The organism is Cellulomonas triticagri, from assembly GCF_003696205.1.
Taxonomy (GTDB): Bacteria; Actinomycetota; Actinomycetes; order Actinomycetales; family Cellulomonadaceae; genus Cellulomonas; species Cellulomonas triticagri.
Window position 1 is genome coordinate 26,383 of sequence record NZ_RFFI01000013.1, and the last position, 23,356, is coordinate 49,738.

Annotated in this window: 17 protein-coding genes; 6 read left to right on the plus strand and 11 right to left on the minus strand. The window is 73.7% G+C overall.

Going from position 1 to position 23,356, the window contains the following annotated elements; genetic code table 11:
- The first annotated feature begins 6 nt into the window (after nucleotides 1-6).
- Nucleotides 7-606 carry a hypothetical protein gene (locus EBM89_RS03910; protein WP_147463440.1) on the plus strand — a complete coding sequence of 200 codons (600 nt, stop codon included), beginning with the start codon at nucleotides 7-9 and terminating at the stop codon, nucleotides 604-606.
- 122 nt (nucleotides 607-728) lie between these two features.
- Here EBM89_RS03910 and EBM89_RS03915 read toward each other — a convergent pair whose 3' ends face one another.
- The 3 genes from EBM89_RS03915 to EBM89_RS03925 form a co-directional block, all read right to left on the minus strand.
- Nucleotides 729-977 carry a PTS transporter subunit EIIB gene (locus EBM89_RS03915; RefSeq protein WP_158609473.1) on the minus strand — a complete coding sequence of 83 codons (249 nt, stop codon included), beginning with the start codon at nucleotides 975-977 and terminating at the stop codon, nucleotides 729-731.
- 11 nt (nucleotides 978-988) lie between these two features.
- Nucleotides 989-1,834: a PRD domain-containing protein gene (locus EBM89_RS03920; RefSeq protein ID WP_147463441.1), complete on the minus strand. Its 846-nt coding sequence runs from the start codon at nucleotides 1,832-1,834 to the stop codon at nucleotides 989-991.
- Between the two features lie 113 nt (nucleotides 1,835-1,947).
- Nucleotides 1,948-3,891, minus strand: a complete 1,944-nt coding sequence (locus EBM89_RS03925; RefSeq protein ID WP_122148156.1) for a beta-glucoside-specific PTS transporter subunit IIABC — start codon at nucleotides 3,889-3,891, stop codon at nucleotides 1,948-1,950.
- A 438-nt stretch (nucleotides 3,892-4,329) separates the two neighbouring features.
- Here EBM89_RS03925 and EBM89_RS03930 point away from each other — a divergent pair, with 438 nt between their 5' ends.
- Together EBM89_RS03930 and EBM89_RS03935 are read left to right on the plus strand one after the other, a co-directional pair.
- Nucleotides 4,330-4,602, plus strand: coding sequence for an HPr family phosphocarrier protein (locus EBM89_RS03930; protein ID WP_122148157.1), 273 nt, complete (start codon nucleotides 4,330-4,332; stop codon nucleotides 4,600-4,602).
- 57 nt (nucleotides 4,603-4,659) lie between these two features.
- On the plus strand, nucleotides 4,660-6,078 hold the full coding sequence (locus EBM89_RS03935) for a glycoside hydrolase family 1 protein (RefSeq protein ID WP_122148158.1): 1,419 nt from the start codon (nucleotides 4,660-4,662) through the stop codon (nucleotides 6,076-6,078).
- A 62-nt stretch (nucleotides 6,079-6,140) separates the two neighbouring features.
- Here the strand turns inward: EBM89_RS03935 and EBM89_RS03940 are convergent, their stop codons facing one another.
- The 5 genes from EBM89_RS03940 to EBM89_RS03960 form a co-directional block, all read right to left on the minus strand.
- Nucleotides 6,141-6,494, minus strand: coding sequence for a hypothetical protein (locus tag EBM89_RS03940; protein ID WP_122148159.1), 354 nt, complete (start codon nucleotides 6,492-6,494; stop codon nucleotides 6,141-6,143).
- Nucleotides 6,495-6,502: 8 nt separating this feature from the next.
- The gene (locus EBM89_RS03945; protein ID WP_122148160.1) at nucleotides 6,503-7,096 is read right to left on the minus strand and encodes a hypothetical protein; all 594 of its coding nucleotides are present in this window, start codon (nucleotides 7,094-7,096) and stop codon (nucleotides 6,503-6,505) included.
- 9 nt (nucleotides 7,097-7,105) lie between these two features.
- The gene (locus tag EBM89_RS03950; protein WP_147463442.1) at nucleotides 7,106-7,744 is read right to left on the minus strand and encodes a hypothetical protein; all 639 of its coding nucleotides are present in this window, start codon (nucleotides 7,742-7,744) and stop codon (nucleotides 7,106-7,108) included.
- Nucleotides 7,745-7,841: 97 nt separating this feature from the next.
- Complete coding sequence (locus tag EBM89_RS03955; protein WP_122148162.1) at nucleotides 7,842-10,679, minus strand: SGNH/GDSL hydrolase family protein; 2,838 nt, start codon at nucleotides 10,677-10,679, stop codon at nucleotides 7,842-7,844.
- Nucleotides 10,680-10,947: 268 nt separating this feature from the next.
- On the minus strand, nucleotides 10,948-11,562 hold the full coding sequence (locus tag EBM89_RS03960) for a hypothetical protein (protein WP_122148163.1): 615 nt from the start codon (nucleotides 11,560-11,562) through the stop codon (nucleotides 10,948-10,950).
- A gap of 565 nt (nucleotides 11,563-12,127) precedes the next feature.
- Between EBM89_RS03960 and EBM89_RS03965 the strand changes: the two genes are divergently transcribed.
- Nucleotides 12,128-15,322: a VWA domain-containing protein gene (locus tag EBM89_RS03965; protein WP_199731966.1), complete on the plus strand. Its 3,195-nt coding sequence runs from the start codon at nucleotides 12,128-12,130 to the stop codon at nucleotides 15,320-15,322.
- A gap of 25 nt (nucleotides 15,323-15,347) precedes the next feature.
- On the plus strand, nucleotides 15,348-16,148 hold the full coding sequence (locus EBM89_RS03970; protein WP_158609477.1) for a hypothetical protein: 801 nt from the start codon (nucleotides 15,348-15,350) through the stop codon (nucleotides 16,146-16,148).
- A 111-nt stretch (nucleotides 16,149-16,259) separates the two neighbouring features.
- Here EBM89_RS03970 and EBM89_RS03975 read toward each other — a convergent pair whose 3' ends face one another.
- From EBM89_RS03975 to EBM89_RS03985, 3 genes are read right to left on the minus strand one after another with little or no spacing between them, the layout of a single operon-like run.
- Entirely contained in the window at nucleotides 16,260-18,278 is a 2,019-nt protein-coding gene (locus EBM89_RS03975) for an alpha-glucuronidase (RefSeq protein WP_122148166.1), read from the minus strand.
- Between the two features lie 22 nt (nucleotides 18,279-18,300).
- Nucleotides 18,301-19,677: a serine hydrolase domain-containing protein gene (locus EBM89_RS03980; RefSeq protein WP_122148167.1), complete on the minus strand. Its 1,377-nt coding sequence runs from the start codon at nucleotides 19,675-19,677 to the stop codon at nucleotides 18,301-18,303.
- A complete protein-coding gene (locus EBM89_RS03985) occupies nucleotides 19,674-20,723 on the minus strand; it encodes a LacI family DNA-binding transcriptional regulator (protein ID WP_122148168.1) in 1,050 nt (349 codons plus the stop codon). Before EBM89_RS03985 ends, EBM89_RS03980 begins: the two co-directional genes overlap by 4 nt.
- A gap of 199 nt (nucleotides 20,724-20,922) precedes the next feature.
- Here EBM89_RS03985 and EBM89_RS03990 point away from each other — a divergent pair, with 199 nt between their 5' ends.
- Nucleotides 20,923-23,262, plus strand: a complete 2,340-nt coding sequence (locus tag EBM89_RS03990) for a beta-xylosidase/alpha-l-arabinosidase (RefSeq protein ID WP_122148169.1) — start codon at nucleotides 20,923-20,925, stop codon at nucleotides 23,260-23,262.
- The last annotated feature ends 94 nt before the right edge of the window (nucleotides 23,263-23,356 follow it).

Genomic DNA, 23,356 nt, shown 5'->3' on the forward strand with positions numbered 1-23,356 from the left:
CGCGTGGTGACAGGGCGACGTCGGCGTTGGTGGATCGGCGGTGCCGCGCTGGTCGGCGTGGTCGGCGGGGTCCTCGCCCTCGTGCTGCTGCGTCCGGGGCCCGTGCTGCTGGATCCGGACGAGTTCGTCGGCGTCACGCGCGTCGAGCAGAACAGCCACGTCCCCCCGCCGGGGTGGACCGGCTGCGACCTGTCGGTGGGCCCGTGGATGAGCGTCAGCTCCCCGGACACGGACACGGCGCTGGAGCTCGGACCGCACGGGCGGGCTGGCGCGGCGATCGTGGTGCAGCCGAGCTGGAGCCCTCGGAGCGCGCCGGAGCAGATCGAGCACCTCTCGATGCTCGGCGAGCAGTGCGCGGCGGGGAACTCGGTGTCGAGCGGACGCTTCGCGATCGAGCCGCTGGACGGCCTCGCACCCGGTGAGGTCGGTTGGCGCACGCGGTACGAGGAGCCCCTGGAGTGGGGCGAGTACGTGGTGGTCGCTCTCGACGAGAAGCGCCTGCTCGCCGTCGGCTTCGAGACCACCGAGGAGGAGCCCCCGGTGGACATGGAGCACCTGGTGGAGCGCGCGAAGCAGGGCGCTGAGCAGTTCCCCGCCGGGGGGTGACGGTGCTGCATCGCAGCACCTTGACGCCCCGTCGCGGAGGGCGCTCTTCGCTCGTAGCCCGGTCCGTCGGCGTCGGGCGGAAGCCCGGCAGGGATGATCGCGTGCTCAGCCAGATGGGCGCGTCACGCGCCCAACACTCCCCGCACCGCCCGCAGCACCGGAATCGCCCGACCCCCCAGCACCACCTGGAACTGCCCCGCCTGCCGCGCCACCATCACCACCCCGGGCACGCCCCGCACCCCGTCCTCGTCGACGGCCCCGAAGTCGCGCAGCACGAACCGCACCCGCACCGCGCACGACGTCACGGCCTCGATGTTCCCCACCCCGCCCACGAGCGCTACGAGTGCGCGGGCGATCTCCTCGTCACTCACGCCAGGGTCGTTCACGTCGCCCCCACCGCCCCCGCGAGCCGTGCCACGTGCAGCGCGAGGTACAGCACCTCGTCCCCGGTCACGGTCCAGTCGTACCGCTCCCGGAGCAGTCCTTGCACGTCGACGGCGGCGGCGACGGCGAGCGGGTGCTGCCCCCGCACGGCGTCGAGCAGCACCCCCTGCATGTCGGGCGCCGACTCCCCGCGCTGCTGCCGGACGAACAGGTACCGCAGGTGGGTGATGAACCGGGCGACGTCGAGGGACTCCTGGTCGAGCGGCACCCCGAGGTGGGTCTCGACGATCCCGAGGACGGCTCCGAACACCTCGGTCATCTCGACGGTGCGGGACAGCTCGCCGGCGCCGAACTGCGCGTTGACGAAGTGCAGCGCGAGCGGCACGGCCTCCAGCGCGGGCAGCTCCACCCCGGTCGCGGTCCGCACGAGGTCGAGGGCTTGCCGCGCGAACGCGACCTCGCGGGGGTAGAGGTGCAGGACCTCCCACTGGAGGGGGTAGGTGATCTGGACGTCCTCGCGGGCGCGGCGCAGCGCGAAGGAGATGTGGTCGGCGAGGGGCACGACGAGGTGCCCGGTGATGTGCTCGCCGAGCACGTCGCGGGCCTGCGCGACGATCTGCTCGGTGAGGTCGATGTCCTCGGCGGGGATCTCCTCGACGAACGCGACGATCCGTTCGGGGGTGGTGCCGCCGCCGGCGACGAAGGTCCGTTCGACGTCCTGGGTGCGGACGGGGTCTCCGGTGTGGGTCTGGAAGCCGAGGCCCTTGCCCATGAGGACGACGTCCGTGCCGGCGTCGTCGGTGGCCAGCAGGACGTTGTTGTTGAAGACCTTGGTGACCCGCACGCGTGCTCCTCGTCCGACCCGGGCGAGGGCCCGGGTGCGCCGCCGCCCCGGTGCGTGACCGGGGCGGCGGAGTCCGACATGTCCTATCAAGTTCGGCTGAGTCGGGCGAGCGGTCAGGCGGTGACCCGCAGCAGGGTGTCGCCGGCGGCGACGTGGCCCTCGGCGGCGGGGACGACGTCGGCGGCGGCTGCCCCGCCGGTCACGACGACGACGGTGCTGGTGTCGTGCCCGGCGGCGCGGACGGCGTCGAGGTCGACGTCGGCGAGAAGATCACCCGCACGCACCTGGGTCCCGGCGGTGACGGCGGGCGCGAAGCCGGTGCCGGCCATCTGGACGGTGTCGATGCCGATGTGCACGAGCAGCTCGACGCCGGTCGCGGTCCGCAGCCCGTAGGCGTGCGGCAGGACGCTGACGACCTCGGCGTCGACCGGGGCCACGACCCGACCGTCGGTGGGGACGACGGCGGCGCCGGCACCGAGCGCCCCGGACGAGAACACCGCGTCCGGCACGGCGGTCAGCGGCACGGCCTGCCCGGCGACGGGGGTGCGGACGTCGAGCAGCCGGGTCAGGGTCGCGGTGCCACCCGCGCCACCGGTGCCGCTCGCGCCGCTCGCCCCACCCGCGTCGCTGGCCTCGGCGGCGTCACCGGCGGGCGCCCCGGACGCCGCGGGCGGGTTCGGGAGGTCCTTGAACCCGAGCACGAGGGTCAGGACGAACGCGATGACGACGGCCACGCCGGTGCCGATGAGCTGGAGCGTGAAGTTCCCGATGTTCATCGTCGAGGTGAGCGTGATCGCACCCGGCAGGACGAAGCCCTCGGCCGCGGAGCCCCCGGCCGCGGCGATGGCGCCACCGACGGCGCCGCCGATGCAGGCGTAGATGAACGGCTTCTTCAGCCGCAGCGTCACGCCGTAGATCGCGGGCTCGGTGATGCCGGCGAGGAACGCGGAGATGGTCGCTGGCCCGGCGACGCCCTTGAGGTCGCGGTTGCGGGTCTTGAGGAACACGGCGGCGGTGGCACCGGCCTGCGCGAGCACGGCGGCGAACAGCGGGCCGGTCAGCGTGGAGTACCCCTGGCTGACGATGTCCTGCAGCATGACGGGCGTCAGGCCCCAGTGGACGCCGAAGATCACGAACACCTGCCACAGCGCGCCCATGATCGCGCCACCGGCGGCCGGGCTGAGCTCCCACAGCCAGTTGACGCCGGAGGACAGGCCGCGCCCGACGAGGTCGGAGACCGGGCCGATCGCGAGGAACGTCAGGGGCACGATCACGGCGACGACGATCATCGGGGACAGGAAGTTGCGCAGCGAGTCCGGCAGCACCTTGGTGAGCAGCCGCTCCAGGTGGGACTGCGCGTACACGGCGAGGATCGTCGGGATGACGGCCGACAGGTAGCTCATCATCACCACGGGAATCCCGAAGAACGTGAGCTCCCCGCCCCCGGCCGCGAAGCCGTCGAGGGTGAGGGTGGCGCCGTCGGCGCCGGGGATCACGGCGATGGTCGCCGAGTACAGCAGTGCGCAGGCGATGGCGACGGACACGTAGACGTTCGCCTTGAACCGCTTGGCGGCGGTGATCGCGAGCAGGATCGGCAGGAACTGGAAGATCGCGTCGGCGGCCGAGAACAGGATCGCGTAGCTGCCGGAGGCCGCCCAGTCGGGGCTGACCTTCACGACCACGGCGAGCAGCGCCTTGAGCAGTCCGGTCCCCGCGAGCACCCACAGGAAGGGCGTGAAGATACTCGTGATCAGGTCGATGGCGCGGGCGAGGAAGCCGCCGGAGGCGGCCGACTCGGTGGTCACTCCGCGGGTGCTGATCGCCTCGAAGACGTTGTTCACGGTGTTGCCGATGACCACCTGGAACTGGCCGCCGGCCTCGACCACGGTGATCACGCCGGGCGTCGCCTCGACGGCGGCCTTGTCGGCGGCGTCCCGGTCCCGCAGGCGGAACCGCAGCCGGGTGGCGCAGTGCGTCACCGAGGCGACGTTGTCGGCCCCGCCGACGCCACGCAGGACGTCGTCGGCGATCGTCTGGTACTTGCTCGCGGTTGCCACGATTCCTCCTTGAACCGGTGTCCGCGCGTCCGGTCGGCGTCCCGGGCAACAAAAAAACCCGAGCCGACGGCGCACGGGCACAGGTCCCGCACAGCCACAGCTCGGGTTTTGCCTGAAGCCCAGTAACAATCCCGGTGGTGCGCGGTCGCCGAACGATCGGCGACTGGCCGTGAACCTAGGGTGCGTCCGTGTCCGGTGTCAAGACCCGCACGATCACGGGCCGGACGGATCACCCGCGCCGCCCCCGCGCCCGGACCCCGACCGGGCGGTCGGTCTTGACGGGGTGCGTCGGACCGGGGTAGGAATGAGCGTCGTCCCAAGGATTGTGACTGATTCGATCAGGCAAGACCTGTGGTGTGCCGGTGCTTTTGCGCCCCGGTTCCCGCAGGTCTTTTTTGTTGCCCGGACCAGACGCACGACCACGCACAGGAGCCCCTCGTGCCGCACCGCACCGTCACCATCGCCTCGTCCGTCGGCCTGCACGCCCGGCCCGCGAGCGTGTTCGCCCGCGAGGTCGCCGCGACCGGCGTCCCCGTGCGGATCGCCCGCCCCGGCGGCGCGCCCGTCGACGCGGCGAGCCTGCTGCTCGTCATGGGCCTCGCGCTGCAGCACGGCGAGCCCGTCGAGATCGCCGCGGAGGGCGACGGCGCCGACGCCGCCCTCGACCGCCTGGCCGAGGTCCTCGCGACCGACCTGGACGCCACCGCCTGACCGAGCACCACCCCGCACCACCCGCACCACCCGCCCGCAACGCAGAGAGGCGTCACCGTGACCAGCACCAGCACCCCCTTCCCGCCCGGGTTCCTGTGGGGCGGCGCGACCGCCGCCAACCAGGTCGAGGGCGCCTACGCCGAGGGCGGCAAGGGCCTGTCCATCCAGGACGTCATGCCCCGCGGCATCGCCGGCCCGCCGACCGAGGAGCCCACCGAGGACAACCTCAAGCTCGTCGGCATCGACTTCTACCACCGGTACGCCGAGGACATCGCGCTGCTGGCCGGCATGGGTTTCAGGACGTTCCGGTTCTCGATCGCGTGGTCGCGGATCTTCCCGCGGGGCAACGAGGCCGAGCCGAACGAGGAGGGCCTGGCGTTCTACGACCGGGTGCTCGACGAGTGCGAGAAGCACGGTATCGAGCCGCTGGTGACGATCTCCCACTACGAGACCCCGCTCGGCCTGGCCCGCACGCACGACGGCTGGGTGTCCCGGGCGATGATCGACCACTACGCCCGCTACGCGCGCACCCTGTTCGAGCGCTACGGCTCCCGGGTGCGGTACTGGCTGACGTTCAACGAGATCAACTCGGTGCTGCACGCCCCGTTCATGAGCGGCGGCATCGTCACCCCGAAGGACCAGCTCTCCCCCACGGACCTGTACCAGGCCGTGCACCACGAGCTCGTCGCCAGCGCCCTCGCCACGAAGATCGCCCGCGAGGTCGCCCCCGACGCCCAGATCGGCTGCATGCTCATCGCGATGCCGACCTACCCGCTGACGCCGGACCCGGCCGACGCGCTCGCGGTGATGCGCGCCGACCACCTCAACCTGGCGTTCGGCGACGTGCACTGCCGCGGCGCCTACCCCGGCTACTTCCTGCGGCACCTGCGCGAGCAGGGCGTCGAGCTCGAGATCACCGCCGAGGACCGCGAGACCCTGCGGCACACCGTCGACTTCGTGTCGTTCTCCTACTACATGTCGCTCTGCGAGTCCGCCGACCCGACCGTGAAGGCGGGAGCGGGCAACATCATGGGCGGCGTCCCGAACCCCACGCTGCCCGCGAGCGAGTGGGGCTGGCAGATCGACCCCGTCGGGCTGCGCATCGTCATGAACCAGTTCTGGGAGCGGTGGCAGCGCCCGCTGTTCATCGTGGAGAACGGCCTCGGCGCGAAGGACGAGCTCGTCGAGGTCGACGGCGTCCGCACCGTCGTCGACGACTACCGGATCGCCTACCTCAACGACCACCTCGTCCAGGTCGGCGAGGCCATCGCCGACGGCGTCGAGACCCTCGGGTACACGACGTGGGGCTGCATCGACCTGGTGTCCGCCAGCACGGCGCAGCTCAGCAAGCGGTACGGGTTCGTCTACGTCGACCGGAACGACGACGGGACCGGCACGCTGGAGCGGTACAAGAAGAAGTCCTACGACTGGTACGCGGAGGTCATCCGCACCAACGGCGGCAGCCTGGTGCGCTGAGGTCCCGAGGGCCCGGTCGTGTGCACCACGACCGGGCACCGCTGCCGGGCCCGTGGAACCGCTCACCGGTCCGGCGCGAGATCTCCGGCCGAGTCGTCAGCGCCCCCGGACGAACCGCGGTCGCGCCGCCCGCGCGACCGCCCGGACCAGAGCCGGAGCGCCAGCAGCGTGCCGGTTCCGCTGATCGCCAGCGCGCCGACGAAGGCCAGGACGGCACCGGTGCCCAACGGGGTGCCCGTGTCGAGGGTCCGCAGGAGGTCCCCGAGGGTCGGGAGTCCTCCGGAGGCGCCGTCGTCCTCGGCCGGGCCCGCCAGGACGTCACGGCCGAGCACGTGGAGGGCGGCGGCGACGGCGGTCGAGGACGGGCCGAGCCGGGACGCGCACCTCGCCGGAGCGAGCAGGCGGTGGGGACGCACGGTGCCTCCTAGGTGTCGAAGAGCAGCCGGAGCAGCGGGACGGACATCAGGTGTCCCAGGACGAGGCCGACGGCCGGATCGGCGAGGGCTCCTCGCCACGACCGCGCGCCTGAGCCTGCCTCGGACAGGATCAGTGCGAGGAGGCAGACCGCGGCGATCGGCCAGAGCGGCGGGACGAGCCACAGCCAGCCGCACCCCGCGAGCGCACCGGCGACGACCCCGTGCCCCCAGAGCCCCAGGAGCGGTGCGAGCAGCGCGAGGCCGGCGATCATCGCGAACGCCGCGAAGCCCGCGGTGCCGGGAGCCGGGACGCCGGACCACCACAGCGCGGCCCCGCACAGGGACTGCGCGCCGAGCAGCAGCGGCACCGTCGGGTACAGGGCGATCGCCCGGTGACCGAGGACGCGGTCTGCTGCGAGCAGGGTGCCGAGCGCCGCGCCGATGAACCCCGAGACCGCGATGGCCGCGCCCGGTGCAGGGAAGCCGAGGAAGCGCAGGGTGAACGCCACCACGACCACGGCCGTCGGGATCGGCCCCAGCATCGTCCCGACGGCCCAGGCGAGTCCGAACCGAGGCAGGCGCTCCTGGTCGTACGACGGCATGCTGCCTCCTCACGGTGTCCGGCGGCGCGGTCGGCGGCGCCCGATCGCGTACGCCGCGCTCGTCGCCCCGGTGCTGACGGCGACCGCGACCGCGAACACCAGCAGCACCTCCGGCCGTGCGGACGCGCGCAGCAGGTCGAGGAGCGAGGGGTCGAACACGGGCCGTGGCAGCGGCTCCTCGGGGTCCATCTCGAGCAGGTCGCGCAGCCGGTAGGACGGGGTCTCGGGCCCGATGCCGACCGTGACGGACGAGGTGCCGGATGTCCCCGACAAGGCGATCTCGACCCGTCCGAACGGGTCCCCGTCGCGGCTCAGGTCACAGGCGTCGGCATTCCACGGCACCGACGCCCTGGTCCAGATCCTGTCGAAGTAGTCCCGTTCCGAGGACCGCACGCAGGACGGTTCGTCGAGCGAGGCGGACAGGGCCGCGGTCCGCAGGTCGCGGAGCAGCTCGTCGACGCTCCGGGAGGTGGTGAAGGTGGCCCAGACACCCTGTCGGGGACGCACCGAGAGGATGCGGTATCCACCTTCGGGCAGTTCCTCGTAGTCCCGGTGGTCGTCGCCGAGGAGGGCGTCGTGGACGGTCGCGATCTGGGCGGCCGTCCGGTCGCGCTCCGCGCGTTCGACCAGCCCCCACGCCAGCGCCACCAGCACACCCGCGGCGCATGCCACCCCGACCCGCCGCAGCGGTCGCCACGGCGAGCGGGACCGGGGTGTGCTGGCCCCGGGGCGATCGGGAAGGTGCTCACGCACCCGCGGTGATCCGTCGGCCGCGGTTGGACAGGCGGCTCCAGGCCAGACCTGCCCCGCCGAGAGCGAGCGCGATGCCGACGACGAGCGCAGCGCGGCCGACGCCCGTCCCGGCCAGATCGTCCGAGGTCGCGTGATCGGCGTCGCTCGGCGTGGTGGCCGCGGCGTCCAGGTCCGCCGCCCCGGCCTCGTCCGGGTCAGGGCGGTCGGTGGGCGACGGCGTGGAGCCCTGCCGGTCCGCCTCCGGTGCGATGCGTCCTGCGGCGTGGACCAGCGCGACGCAGTCCGGGTCGGCGGACGTCGAGGCGAGGGCGGTGCCGATGACCGGCCCGCCGCCGCCGCCCACGCCGGAGAGGCTGACGGTGAGCACGCCCTCGCCGCCGATCGCGGGTGCGACGACCTCGGTGAGCAACCGCCCGTCCTCGGGTACGAGGTGCTCGGCCGTCGTCGTGCCGTACTCGGTCCCGTCGAAGCCGATCGCCTTCGTCGTCGAGGTGACCGTGCTGCCCGGACCGAAGTCCATGGTGCGGAGCGGGACGACCTCGTGCGCCACGACGTGGTCGCAGGCGGGATACCCGTCCACGGCGGCACCGTTGGCGAGGCTGACGTCCGCGAACGAGGTGCTCCCGACCGCGGAGACGACGTCCTCGGGGTACTGGTCGAGCACGCCCTCGGGGTCGGTGACGGGATCGAGCTCGCCCTCGGGGGTCACAGCGGACACGGAACCGGTCGCAGAACCGGCGTTCGCGATCGTCCGAGGCGCAGCGGACGCGCGCGAGGCGGCGGCGGTGGCCGGTCGCGCCAGGTCGCCGGTGCGTGCTCCGGTGGCGGACGCGCCGGACGTGCGGTGGTCGAAGGCCGCGTGCAGCACCTCGTCGACCGCGGTGGCGTAGAGCCTCGCCCCTCGGGCCGTGGGGTGGAAGCTCGCCGCGCTGACGGGGGCGAGCTCGAGGTCGGTGTCCCGCCAGAACACGGGACCGAGGATGTAGTTGTCGGAGTCGCAGGCGTTGCGACCCTCGAAGTCGTCGCGCACGTCCGCGACCCTCACCGCCGCGCCGGGTCGTCGGGCGCGGTCGTGGACGATGTCCGCGAAGGTGTCGACCTGCCGACGGAGCCACTGCCGCTCGCCGTGCGACAGCGCGACCGGGGTGCAGGCGAAGTACCCGAAGTCGAAGGGGGTGAGGTTCACCGGCTGCGGGTCACCGGAGACGAGCCGGGGGTAGGTCGTCGTGACGATCGTCGTGTCCGGGCTGACCCGCGACCGGATCGCCTCGTAGGTCCCGGTCAGCTCGTTGCCGATGAGCGCCAACCGGATGGTCGTCCAGTCCTGCAGGCTCACGTCCGTGCCGGACGCGGTGGTGATGAAGCCGTGCTCGGGGCAGGAGAGCGTCATGAAGCAGTGCATGACGATCGGCGCGAACCCGAGGTCGTTGCCGCCGATGCTGAGCGTGACGAGGCTGGTGTCGGGTCGCAGTCCGTCGAGCTGCAGCGGGTTCACGCCCTCGCCCTCTGTCCGGTGCGACTTGGGCTGCGGCGTCGTGTCGAGGTTGACGATCCGTGCCCCGGAGCAGGCGAGGAAACGGAACTCCGCGTCATCACGAGCGGCGATCGGCTGGGCGGAGTCGGGGAGCGTGACGAGCGTAGGCCAGGCGCGGTCGGAGCGGTGACACAGGTCGTCCATCGGCCCCTGGAGGTAGGGCGCGACGCCCTCGCCGGACGCGTAGGAGTCACCGAGGGCGACGTAGCTGAGGCCGTCCGCGACGCTGAACTGGACGACGGAGGTCAGGACCGTGCCGTCGACAAGCGTCGCGGCGACCGTGGCCCGGTGGCTCCCGTTGGCGAGACCGGGAACGGTGGCCGTCCACCCGCCGACGGGGTCGAGCTCAGCGGCGACGGTGCGTCCAGCCGTCGTGACGGTCACGGAGTGCAGCCACGCGGGCTGCGAGGCGACGAGCGACGCCGTCAGGGCGGCCGGGTCGCGCACCTGCTCGCACGTGTCCGAGCCGGCGGCGGCGATCCGACCGAGCGGGGCGGTCGCCGAGCAGGGGGCGGCCCCCGTACCTCCCCCGACGGCGAAGGTGCGGACGCCGACGCCGGATCGGGCCACGCGGTCCAAGGTCGACTGACTCACCGAGGCCTGCCCGTCGGAGAGGAAGAAGAGCCACCTCGGAGCGGGCCCGGGACCGAGCGCATCGAGCGCCGCGGTGAGCGCGGCATCGAAGTTCGTCCCGGCGCCGACGTCGTGTTCTGCGTACTCCCCGAGGAATCCGGTGCGCAGGGAGCTCGCGACGAAGTTCAGCCGCGGGATCACGTCGCGGTCGTCCCCGGTGGCGCCCGGCGGTACGAACTGCTCGCCCGAGTCACCGGGCGTCATCTGGGCGGTCGCGGCCGTGGAGCCGAACGCGGTCAGGCCGACCCGGACGCGATCCGCTCCGGGGGTCGCGCGCAGGCTCGCGTTCAGCGCGACGACCGCGGAGATCTGGCAGTCGAGGACGTCGCCGAAGCGACCGTCCCCGTTGAAGTCGTCGAGCACGTCGCGCACGCCGTCGCCGTTGCAGTCCTGCAGCGGCGAGGCGGTGGAGCTGGAGACGTCGACGACGTACTGGACCAGCGCGTCGCTCTGGTCCGTCGAACCTGCCGGGCGCACCGACCCGCGGAACGGGACGTCCGCGCTCGAGACCCGCTCGCCGCGCGAGGGGAAGTCGATGCCCAGCTGGAGCGCTGGTCCGGAGCCGACGTCGGGCGAGGCTCCCGCAGGAGCCGGGCCGGCCAGGCCCATGCCGAGCGCCAGAGCGGGCACGGCGAGCGCGGCGAGGACAGGACGATGACGCACGGGGGCCTCCTGCGAGGGGTGTCAGCGGGCGGCGACGCCCTGTCGCACGGCGGGGTGCGACCCATCCCGTTGGCCCCCGCGGGCTCGCGACGGCGACGAGCCGTCACGTTCCCGGGACGAGATGACCGGGCCGAGGCCCGTGCCGGACGTCTTCGTCGAACGCGTGGACCGAGGAACCGGTCTCACAGCGCGAACCTAGCCAGCGAGAGAAGACGGCGTCCATGGGCCTTTGGTCCTGGCGCTCGTCGGTTCTCCGGTCAGACGACTCTCAAGGCATGCCCCGCACGGCGAAGGCGATCATCAGGATCGCGACCCCGCTGACCTGGCCGAGGACGAGTCCGACTCCCAGCGACGTCAGAGCCCGCTTCCACCGCAGCCGGCCCAGCGCGACGTGCGCCCAGGCGAGCGCGGGCAGCGCGACGAGGCCTAGCACCCACTGCGGTCCGGGCGCCCACAGGGCGCCCAGCGCGACGACCCAGCCCGCGACGGCGCCGAGGGCCCAGAGACGCACCGCGGGTGCGACGAAGGCGAGCACGGCGGCGAGCACCATCACCGGCACGCCCAGGGCCGGGTCCGGGTGCAGGTCCCACCGCGAGAGGGCGAGCAGGCAGAGGAACTCGGCCACCAGCACGACCACGATCGTCCGCCGCCGGGTGAGCCCCTCCGGCCCGGCCATCGTGCGGACGGCGATCCCGGTGCCGATCGCCGTGCCGAAGACGGCAGCGACGGCGACGGCTGATCCGGGCTGCGGGAACCCCAGGAACCGACAGGCGACCGCCAGGGCGACGAGCGCGACGGTGACGGGACCGAGGGCGACGGAGACGCGTCGGGCGAGAGCCTGTCCCCGAGGGGCCCGCCCACCCACGACAGCTGCCTCGGACATGGCGTTCTCCTCGTCGAGTCGGGCCTCGTGCCGCAGGCACGCCGGGCGACGACCATGGTCGGGCACGCCGACCACGCAACGACCAGGACCGTGCGGCCGCTGAGTGGTCATCAGGGGAGACCGCGACGGGCACCGCGGTGCACCGCGTCGGACGTCAGAACACCTCCCGCCCTGACGCGTCCGCCACCCCCGACTTCCGCCAGAAGGACGTCCGCACCTGGTCCCGCCACTCCACGGCAGACCTGACGGAGCACGCGGTGGAGCACCTGGATGTGCACGCGGGCCGCACGGTGACCGCCCCAGATCGCGCCCGGGACCGCGAGCGGGGCGGACGCACACGAGCCGGGGGACGAATCGGCGCTTCTCCGCCAGCCCCTCGGCGTGCGGCCGGGCGGGTGAGGCGCGGACCCGTGCGGGTGATGCGGCCCCCGTTCGTCCACGCCGGGTCGAATCGAACCCCTACCGTCCGACCGGGATGCCGTGCGGCGTCGGAGGGGACATCAGGATGAGCGCAGTCTGGTCACGTCGGAACGCGGCACGAGCAGTCGCTTCGCTGGTCACAGCGGTGGTGATCTCGACGGGCGCGGTCGCTCCGTCCGCCCTGGCGGACGACGGGTGCACGATCACCGGCACCGACCGTGCCGACCGGCTCGTCGGCACCGAGGGCGACGACGTCATCTGCGGTCTCGGCGGGGACGACGTCCTGATCGGCCTCGGGGGCGACGACGTCCTGGTCGGCGGCACCGGGTCGGACGCCCTCGACGGTGGAGCGGGCGACGACCTCCTCAAGGGCGGCAACGAGCACGACCGCCTGGTCGGTGGCTCCGGCAACGACACGTTGCAGGGCGACACCGGCTTCGACCTGCTTCTCGGCGGGGACGGCGACGACCACCTCGACGGCGGGAACGACGCGGACACCCTGGTCGGTGGCGCGGGGGCCGACACGCTCGACGGGGCGCTGGGCATCGACGTCCTGCACGGTGGTCTCGGGGACGACGTGCTGATCGGTGGGAACGACCAGGACACGCTCTACGGGGGTGCGGGGAACGACTCGCTCAGGGGAGACCTGGGCAACGACGCCCTCTACGGCGGTTCGGGCGCTGACACGCTCGACGGCGGTCACGACCAGGACACCTGCGACGGCGGTACCGGCCCGACGACGTTCGTCGCCTGCGAGCAGCAGGCGAGCGACCCCGCCCCGGACACCGAGACCGGCGGTGACCGCGACGGCGACGGTCTCGAGGACGAGGACGAGCTCGCTGCCGGAACCGATCCCGCACGCGCGGACAGCGACGGCGACGGCCTGACCGACGCCGAGGAGATCGCGACGATCACCGACCCGACGACGGCGTACACCGTGCCCGGCGTGCGGGATGACCAGGGCGACTCGGACGGCGACTCGATCGCGAACATCGTCGAGATCGTTGACGGGACCCTCGCGTACCAGGCTGACAGCGACCGCGACGGGCTCGAGGACGGGGACGAGAAGTCACGCGGGACCGATCCGCTGAAGGTCGACACCGATGACGACGGCCTGAGCGACGGTGACGAGGTAGCGCTGGGAAGCGACCCTCTCCGGGCGGACAGCGACGGTGACGGGGTCGTCGACTCGGGTTCCTCCTTCGTCCGGCAGGTCTCGGCCGAGCACGCGACCCTCGAGGTGACCGGCCCTGGTGCCGCAGTGCTCGACTCCACACTCCGGATCGAGCCCGACCTGTTCGCCGAGGTCCCGGGAGTCGCGTCGGCGACGGTCGTGGCGGATGTCCCGGACGCCGTCGTCAGCGGCACGCTCTCCTTCACCTTCGACGCGTCCTCGATCACCGACGGGCACGACGCCGCGGTGCTGCACTTCGACGACGAGACGGGAACGTTCGACCGGCCCGCCGAGCAGCAGGTGGACGCCGCCGCGGGAACCGCGACCGTCACGACCAGCGACTTCTCTCCGTTCATCGTCGTCGACGTCCAGGAGTTCGAGGCGATCTGGGCGACCGAGATCACGACCCCGCGCGCAGGCGGGGAGGGGGCGAACATCGACGTCGTCCTCGCGTTGGACTCGTCGGGCTCGATGACGTCCAGCGACCGTTCAGGGCTCCGGCGGACCGCGGCGAAGTCGTTCGTCGACGCTCTGATCGAGGGTGACCAGGCCGGCGTCGTCGATTTCGACAGCAGTGCGAGGGTGCTGCAGCAGCTCACGACGGATCGGGTCGCTGCGAAGAACGCGATCGACCGGATCGACAGCTCCGGCGGGACGAGCATCTCCGCTGCGATGAACGTGTCCCTGAACGAGCTCGACACGCGCGCCGCGGACACGCACCAGCGCACGATCGTGCTGCTCACCGACGGGGACGGCACCTACTCCACGACGTACACCACGCGCGCCGTGGACTCCGGGACGGTCGTCTACACCGTGGGTCTCGGTGCCGCGACCAACGAGGCGCTGCTGGACCGGATCGCGACCGCGACGGGTGGCAAGTTCTACCTGGTCGAGAACGCGAGCGATCTCCCGGACGCGTTCGACCGCATCGGCGGTGAGCTCGGCGAGCCCGACACCGACGGCGACGGGCTCGCCGACTCGGCCGAGACCGCCGGGTGGCGGGATGGTGCTGGTCGCGTCTACCGGACCGATCCGTCGAAGGCCGACACCGACGGGGATGGCCTGTCCGACGGCGACGAGGCCGGAGTCTTCGCGACCGGTGCCTCGTTCGGCACCGGTCAGTACTACCGAGGCTCGTCCGACCCGAGGAAGCCCGACACGGACGGCGACGGGCTCGGGGACGCGCAGGAACGGGACGTCGAGTCGCACCCCCGGCTGCGGGATTCCGACGTCGACGGTCTGGACGACCTCACCGAGATCGAAGCCGGATTCGACCCGATCTCCTTCGACGCGGACGGAGACGGCCGGTTCGACGACCAGGAGTACACGGACGGATCCGACCCGTTCGCCTACGACTTCGACCTCGCGGGCAACGTGCACGCCACCCTCTCGGGGTTCTGGTTCGGGGACGCATGGGACTCCACCGCCGCTCGCTGGGCGCAGGTGACGGTCGAGGTCGCCTCGAACGAGTGGTACCTCCTCGGACAGCTGGGATCGGGTTACGTCGTGCTCGGCGACGTGCGTGATCTGGTCTACGACTCGTGGAAGGGGCGCTGGGGCGATGCGGCCTGGGCGGCCGTCGCGTTCGTGCCGCTCGCGGGTGACGCGGTCCGCACCGTCCAGGAGACGACGAAGTTCGCGGCGAAGAGCGCACGTGCCGGCCAGGCAGCGATCGCCGTGGTGGCCCGTGTCCTGCCGGACGACCAGCTCGACAGCGTCCGGCGGTTCGTCGCGAGCAGCGTCGACAGGCTGGCGCGGGACGTCGCTGCGGGAGGACGGACCGCGACCAGCCCGAACTACGTCCCCGGATCTGGGTGGGCCGGTGGTCGTGCACGCGCGATCGGGAGGGACGCCGCGCAGAACGCCGATCTGGCGTCCAAGCTCCGCGAGCTCGACGACCTGGCAGCGAGCGGGCGTTCGGTCTCTGACGTCCGCGTGAACCAGACGCAGGTCGACGCGGCGGGGAGAGTCGTCGGGATCAACCGCCCCGATCTCCAGTACACCCTCGACGGCAAGCGCTACTACGTCGAGTGGGATCGGCCGCTGTGCGCGGATGCGTCGAGTTCGCAGCGTGGTGCGGCGCACGGGCAGCGGATCCTCAACAACGACCCCGGCGTGGACTTCTCGGCGCAGGTGATCCTGCTGCTCGTCGGCCGGTGCCAGTGATGACAGGATCGAGGGCGTGACCACGTTGCAGCAGCACCCGGCGGAGCAGCCACTCCTCCTCGCCGGCCGGTGGCTGCCGATCACCGCTTCCGTGATCTTCGTGCACGCGGACCCCCTGAGGTGCGTCGAGCTCGTCGAGGCGCGCACCAGGGCAGCGACCGTCGAGCGGTTCGGCCAGCCGAAGCGGGTGCGTGAGGTACGGGGTGCCGGCCTGGAAGCGATGCTCCCCGAGCTGCTGCCGTTGCGGCTCGAGGAGGACCGTCGTCTCGTCGTTCGCACCGAGCACCCGGAGTGGTCGGCGATGTTCGTCAACCGGTTCCGCGGCGCGGATCAGTTCGCAGCGCCGGTCCTGGCGATGTGGGGACTGCGAGCGCTCGCCGTCACCGAGCTTCCCCACTCCTGGGACCGGCGGACCCGTCGCGGTTTCGGGGGAGACCGCACGTTCCAGCTCGTCGAGCCCTGGCCCGCCCGCGAGGTCGGCGGTCGGACCGTCGACTGGATCAGCCATCTCGTGACAACACGGTTCGGCGACGACGGCTGGGCGTTCCAGGCCGGCTCCGGATACGTCGACGAGGGGCTCGACGTGGCGTTCCCGGTGGGCACCGTGTGGGACGCGAGCGCGCGCCTGGCGGCTGACCGGTTCACCCACGAGCATCTCGTCGCGGCGTGTGCGCGGCTGGGTCTGCGGCCGTTCGACGCGGACTTCTACGCGCCCGACGGTTCGGGTCTGGTGCTCGAGCGCTCGGATCCGCAGGCTCAGACGGAGGCCGCGCTCACCCTTGCCCAGGCGCGGGGCGACGAACCGCTCCCGGCTCCGCTGCGCTGACGTCCCCGACGCCGTCGACGCTCCGGCGCCCGGCGCGACGGTCGTGACCGTCGTCGTCAGCGGCACCAGGTGAGCGGCACGCGTCGAGCGCAGTCGAGGCCGCTGACCTCGTCAGAACACCTCCCGCCCTGACGCGTCCACCACCCCCGACTTCCGCCAGAAATACGTCCGCACCTGGTCCCGCCACTCCACGGCCGACCGCCGCTGCTCCGCCAGCCGCTCCCGCACCCGCGTGTCGAGGTCCGCGGGCACGACCGTCCCCACGAGGTCCGCGAGCGACTCCCACGCCGCCTCGACCCCGTCGAGCGCCGCGACGGCGTCGGCCCGGGAGTCGTAGATGTGCTGCACCACCGTCGTCCCCGAGGCCAGCACGTGCCCGTACGGGACGTGGTGGAAGAACAGCAGCAGCTCGTCCGGGCAGGTCGCGACGTCCTCGTACACCGACGCCCACGGCTCCGGGTACTGCCCCGCGTACCCGGTCCCGGTGGCGACGGTGCGGTCGACGCCGATCCCGTCACGGTCGGCGAAGTGGTACGTCCCCCAGGGCGAGTACTCGTACCCGTCGACGCTGGGTCCGCCGTGGGTGCCGGGGGTGACCATGAACCCGACGCCGAGCGGCGCCGTGTACCCCTCGTACCGGGCCCACGACCCGTCCATCATCGTGTGCAGCGCCGCCCGGACCCGCGCCAGCGCGGCGGACGGCGCCCCGGCGAACGTGAGCGCGATCCACTCGTCCAGCACGTCGGCGGGGGAGAGGGTGGAGTCCCAGGCGAGCCGCCCGAACGCGTAGAGGTTGGCCTGCGCGAGCGGGTGCCCGGTCCAGAACGGGTCGTCCCCGACGCTGGACACCCCCACCACGCCGCCGCGCGCGACGAGCGACGCCACGGGCCGGGTGCCGTCGAGCGGGAACCGCAGCACCGACGACCAGGACGGCGCGAGGTAGCAGAGGTGCCGCTGCTGCCCGGTGTACTCCTGGGTGATCTGCACCTCGACGGCGACGCGGGTCCGGGGCATCGCGGCGAGCACGGGGGAGACGGGCTCGCGGACCTGGAAGTCCATCGGCCCGTGCTTGACCTGGAGGACGACGTTCTCGGCGAACTCCCCGTCGAGCGGGGCGAAGTGGTCGTGGGCGGCGCGGGCCCGGTCGGTGCGGCGGTCGCGCCAGTCCTGCCGGTGGTCGTAGACGAACGCCCGCCACAGCACGGTGCCGCCGTGGGGCCGCAGGGCGCCGGCGAGCAGGTTCGCGCCGTCGGCGTGGCTGCGGCCGTACGCGAACGGGCCGGGCTGGCCCTCGGAGTCGGCCTTGACGACGAACCCGCCGAAGTCCGGCACGGCCGCGTACACGCGGTCCACGGCCGCGGCCCACCACGCCGCGACGTCGGGGTCCGCGGGATCGGCGGTGGGCAGCCCGCCGAGCAGCCGGGGAGACGCGAACGACACCGACAGGAACGTCCGGATCCCGTACCCGCGCAGCACGTCGGCGATGCGGGCGACGTCGGGCAGCCCGTCGGTGAGCAGCCGGGCCTCGCGGGCGTGCACGTTGACGTTGTTGATCGCGACGGCTTCGACGCCGGTGGCGGCGAGGAGCCGCGCGTACGCGGCGACCCGGGTCAGGTCGGTGCGGACCTCGCCGTCGGCGTAGAAGATCGACCCGCCGGAGTACCCGCGCTCGACCTGCCCCATGACGGGGTGCACGGCGACGTTGTCCCAGTGGTCCAGCATCCGCAGCGGCTGCTCCGGCGCGTGCGTGGTCACGCCCGGCGCGGGCGTGGACCCGGTGAGGGCGGCGACGGCGGTCTCGCGCGCCAGTGCGTACAGCCCGCGCAGGGCGGACGCGTCGTCGGCGCCCAGCACGACGGTGCGGTCCGGGGTGCGGACGAGGACGTGGCCTCCGGCCGGGATGTCGAGGCCGCCGTCCACGCCGAGGTCGGCCACCCCGCCCGCACCGCCGGCTGCGGCGACGACGAGGTCGGCGTCGGCCACGGGGACGTCCGGCCCGAGGTCGGCGCGGGCCGCGGCGGCGCACGGCCCGGACAGCAGGACGGCGGACGGCAGCGCCCGCAGGGGTGCCAGGGCGGCGTCGGGGAGCCAGGCGGGGTGGACGGTGGCGACGGCGGTGTCGGTGGTCATGGCTCCGGGAGGGCTCGACGGATCAGGACGGCCCGCGCGCCGGTGCGGCGACCAGCGGCGGGACGAGCAGGGTGGCGGGCGTCGGCGACCACAGGGGCGCGGTGTGCCACCGCGCGCTCAGGGTGCCGTCGGCGGCGCGGGTGAGCAGCAGCCGGTGCGGGGAGGCGGTGGCGACGAGGTGCGCGCGCACGGACCCGTCGGGCAGCCGCTCGGCGCGCCCCGCGACGGGGACGACCCCGTCCGGGACGGGGTCGGCCGGTGCGCCCAGCGCGACGTCGCCGGGGCGCAGGGTGAGGGCGCCGGTGGTCCACCGGTCGGGGACCAGGTCGAGCGTGCCGCCGGGCTGCCCGGCGCCGGACGGCAGCGTGAGCCGCCAGCCACCCGCGTGGTCGGCGAGCGCCCACCCCCCGGCATGGAGGCCGGGCAGGTCCTGGGGGACGTACGCGTCCCGGGCCGCCCACGAGTCGGGCCCCACCTCCCGTGCCGAGCCGCCCGGGGCGCCCGTCGCGAGCGCGGCGACGAGCCGCCACAGCGCGTCGAGGGTGCGTTGGGTGTCCATCGCGGCGCCCTGGTAGGCGACGACGACGCCGCTCTCGGGCACCACGAGCGTGAACTGCCCGTACGCGCCGTCCATCCGGTACCCGTGCCGGCTGCGCCACACCCCGTAGCCGTAGCCGCGGGCCCAGTCGTCGGCGGCGGGATCGGGCTCGGCGCTCGCGTGGTCCTCGACGCCGGTGTCGGCGGTGGGCACGAAGGTCGTGGCCAGCGCCTCGACCAGCGACGCGGGCAGCAGGCGCTGCCCGTCCGGCGTGACGCCACCGGCGGCGAGCAGCATCCCGAGGCGGGCCTGGTCGTCCACGGTGAGGTGCAGCCCGGAGAACCCCTGCTCGACCCCGCCGAGCGGACGCCACCAGCGCTCCCCGATGCCGAGCGGGTCGAGCAGCCGGGGCCGCAGGTAGGCGGACGGCTGGGTGCCGGCGACGGCGGCGATGACCCGGGCGAGGGTGCCGGTGGCGGGGGAGGAGTACGCGAACCGGCTGCCGACGGGGTGCGCGGGCGGGGTGGTCAGCAGCACGACGGGGTCGACGGGCATGCCCCCGGTCTGCTCGCGGCTGTGCCCGGTGGACATGGTGAGCAGGTGCCGCAGCGTGATGCCGTGCGGGTTCGGCACGTCGAGGTGCCGGTCCACGGGGTCGTCGAGGCGCAGTCGCCCCTCGGACTCGAGCAGCAGCACGGCGAGCGCGGTGAGGGACTTCGACACGGAGTAGACGAGCGCGGGGTGCTCGGTGTCGTACGGCGCCCAGGTGGCGCGCAGCACGACGGCGCCGTCGCGGGCGGCGACGAGGGCGTGCGGGTCCTGCCCCGCCAGGCCGTCGAGGGCGTCGCGGAGGTCGCTCATCGTCCCGCTCCGGTGGTCGTCGTGGCGGGCGGCGGTGCGGTGGAGGAGCGGATGACGAGCTCCGTCACGAGCTCCACCTGCATCGACGGCGGCTGCCCACCGGCGGCGAGGGTGAGTAGCATCCGGGTGGCGAGCGAGGCCATCTCGCGCAGCGGCTGGTGCACGGTGGTCAGCGCGGGGTCGAGCCACTGGCTGATCGGCAGGTCGTCGTAGCCGACGACGGAGATGTCCTCGGGGACCCGCAGGCCGAGCTCCCGCGCGGCGCGGAGCACACCGAGGGCCTGGTAGTCGGACCCGGCGAACACCGCGGTGGGACGGTCGGGCCGGTCGAGGACCTCGCGCCCGTGCCGGTAGCCGGACTCGGCGTCGAAGGCGCCCCACCGGATGAGGTCGGGGTCCCACGGCACGCCGACCTCGTCGTGCGCGGACCGGAACCCGTCGACCCGGGCGCGGGAGCACAGCATGTCGTCGGGCCCGGAGATCGCCGCGATGCGGCGGTGGCCGAGCGCGAGCAGGTGGCGGGTGCCGGACAGGCCGCCGTTCCAGTTGTTCGACCCGACGGTCGGGACGCCGCTCGGCGGCTCGCCCTGGGTGTCGACGACGGCGAACGGGATGTTCCGGGACGCGAGCTGGTGGCGCTGCTTGGCGTCCAGGCCGGACAGCACGAGCAGCACGCCGAGGGGGCGGCGCGCCATGACGTCGTCGATCCACTCCTGCGGCGGGCGGTGCGACCCGCCGAGCTCGGACAGCACGACGCCGACGCGCTCGGGGCCGCAGACCTGCTCGACGCCCTTGATGATCTCCTGCGCCCAGAGGTTGTCGGCGGCGTGGAACACCAGGTCGAGCAGCCGCACGCCGGGCCGGGTGGCGGCGGCGGTGCGGGTGGCGACGGGCTTGCGGTACCCGTGCCGCTCCAGCGCCTCCTCGACGCGGGTGCGGGTGGCCGCCGCGACGTCGGTGCGGCCGTTGAGCACCTTGGACACGGTCGGGACGGAGACGCCCACCTCGCTGGCGATGTCCGCGATCGTCGTGCGGCCTCTCGGCATGGACTCCCCTTCGAAACTGTCGCTGTCCAGCAGCGAAATCCGACTGTAGCGCACGCGCCCACGTCGACGGCAGGGGCCGTGCTCTTGACGTGTGTCCCGCGTCACCCCTACGGTTCCGGCAACGAACAGTATCGGTCGCATCGTCGCAACTTTCGAGACGCGAGACGCGGCCGGCCCCCCACGACGAAGTGGACCGCAGATGAGCGACGCAGCACCCCTGCCCGCCTGGCGCGACGTGCACCGGCCGGTGGCCGAGCGGGTCGAGGCCCTGGTGGCGGCGATGACCCTGGAGGAGAAGACCGGCCAGCTGGTCGGCCTCTGGGTCGGCGCGGACGCGAGCGGCGGCGACGTCGCCCCGCACCAGGGCGACATGACGCAGGGCGCCCCGACCTTCGACGAGGTGGTGGTCGACGGGCTCGGCCAGCTCACCCGGCCGTTCGGCACCGCGCCCGTGGACCCGGTGCTCGGCGCCCGGTCGCTGGCCCGGGCGCAGCGCGCGGTCGTCGCGGCCAACCGGTTCGGCATCCCGGCGCAGGTGCACGAGGAGTGCCTTGCCGGGTTCGCCGCCTGGGGCGCGACTGCGTACCCGGTGCCGCTGTCCTGGGGCGCGACGTTCGACCCCGACCTGGTGCAGCGGATGTCCGGGGAGATCGGCGCCGCGATGCGCTCGGTCGGCGTGCACCAGGGCCTCGCGCCGGTGCTGGACGTGGTCCGCGACCACCGGTGGGGCCGCGTCGAGGAGACCATCGGCGAGGACCCCTACCTGGTCGGCACCGTCGGCGCCGCGTACGTGCGCGGGCTGGAGGGCGCCGGCGTGGTCGCGACGCTCAAGCACTTCGCCGGGTACTCCGGCTCCCGCGCGGGCCGCAACCACGCGCCGGTGTCGGCGGGCCCGCGCGAGATGGCGGACGTGTTCTACCCGCCGTTCGAGCACGCGCTGCGCCAGGGCGGGGCGCGGTCGGTGATGAACTCCTACGCCGAGGTGGACGGCGTCCCCGCCGCCGCCGACGAGCGGCTGCTCACCGACCTGCTCCGGGACACCTGGGGGTTCGAGGGCGTCGTCGTCGCCGACTACTTCGCCGTCGCGTTCCTCAAGACGCTGCACCGGGTCGCCGCCACCGACGGCGACGCCGCCGGCCGCGCGCTGACCGCGGGCGTGGACGTCGAGCTGCCCTCGGTGCACACCTACGGCGCCCCGCTGGTCGACGCCGTGCGCAGCGGGCGGGTCCCCGAGGCGGTCGTGGACCGGGCGCTGCGCCGGGTGCTCACCCAGAAGATCGCGCTCGGCCTGCTCGACCCGGACTGGACGCCCGACGTCGTGGGGGAGCCCGCGCTCGACGGACCGGAGCAGCGGGCGACCGCGCTGCGGCTCGCCCAGGAGGCCGTCGTGCTGCTGGAGAACGCCGGCGGCACGCTGCCGCTGCGGCCCGGGGCGTCGGTCGCCGTGGTCGGGCCGCTCGCGGACGACCCGTACGCGATGCTCGGCTGCTACTCGTTCCCCGCACACGTCGGGGTGCACCACCCGGACCACCCCCTCGGCATCGAGATCCCGACCGTGCTGGCGGCGCTCCGCGCGGCCCACGGCGGCACCGTCACCCACGCCCCGGGCTGCGACGTGCAGGCGCCCGGCCAGGACGGGTTCGCCGAGGCGGTGGCGCTCGCGGCCGCCGCCGAGGTCGCCGTGGTCGTCGTCGGCGACCAGGCCGGGCTGTTCGGGCGCGGCACCTCCGGGGAGGGCAACGACGCCGCCGACCTGCGGCTGCCCGGCGAGCAGCACGCGCTGGTCGAGGCGGTGCTCGCCACCGGGACGCCCGTCGTGGTGCTGGTGCTGTCCGGCCGCCCCTACGCGCTCGGCGCGTTCACCGGGCGCGCGGGGGCGCTGGTGCAGACGTTCTTCCCCGGGCAGCAGGGCGGGCCCGCCGTCGCCGGGGTGCTCACCGGGGCGGTCGACCCCTCCGGGCACCTGCCCGTGAGCATCCCGCGCGACCCGGGCTCGGGGCCCGGCACGTACCTCGCGCCGCCGCTCGGCCGCCGCACCGAGGTGTCGAACCTGGACCCGACGGCGCTCTACCCGTTCGGGCACGGCACCGGCTACGCCGACCTGGAGTGGGGCGCGGTCGCCGCCGACGCCGACGTGTGGCCGGTGGACGGCGCGGTCGAGGTGCGGGTCGCGCTGCGCAACCCCACCGACCGGGTGCTCGCCGACGTCGTCCAGGTGTACCTGCACGACCCGGTCGCCGAGGTCACCCGCCCCGAGCACCGCCTGGTCGGCTACCGCCGGGTGGAGGTCCCGCCGGGCGCCGAGGTCGAGGTGGCGGTCACGCTGCACGCCGACCTCACCGCGTTCGCGGGCCGGGACGGCGGCCTGGTGGTCGAGCCCGGCGACGTCGAGGTGCGGGTCGCCCGGTCCAGCGCGGACGTGCACGCGGCGGTGCCGCTGGTGCTCACCGGTCCGCGCCGCCGGGTCGGTGCGGACCGGGTGCTCGTCGCCGGCACGACGGCCCGGGTGGTCCAGGTGGCCGAGGCGGTGCGGGCATGACCGTCCCCGGCGTCACCACGCCCGCGCCGGTGCCCGCGGGGCCCGCCGGTCCGGCGGCCGAGGTCACCCCGGCGGCCGAGCCCGACGGCACGCG

Bases quoted from the DNA above. Each gene is read 5' to 3' on its own strand.
- EBM89_RS03945 (WP_122148160.1), bottom strand. From the start codon at position 7,096: ATGCCGTCGTACGACCAGGAGCGCCTGCCTCGGTTCGGACTCGCCTGG.
- EBM89_RS03960 (WP_122148163.1), bottom strand. From the start codon at position 11,562: ATGTCCGAGGCAGCTGTCGTGGGTGGGCGGGCCCCTCGGGGACAGGCT.
- EBM89_RS03975 (WP_122148166.1), bottom strand. From the start codon at position 18,278: ATGACCACCGACACCGCCGTCGCCACCGTCCACCCCGCCTGGCTCCCC.
- EBM89_RS03980 (WP_122148167.1), bottom strand. From the start codon at position 19,677: ATGAGCGACCTCCGCGACGCCCTCGACGGCCTGGCGGGGCAGGACCCG.
- EBM89_RS03985 (WP_122148168.1), bottom strand. From the start codon at position 20,723: ATGCCGAGAGGCCGCACGACGATCGCGGACATCGCCAGCGAGGTGGGC.
- EBM89_RS03990 (WP_122148169.1), top strand. From the start codon at position 20,923: ATGAGCGACGCAGCACCCCTGCCCGCCTGGCGCGACGTGCACCGGCCG.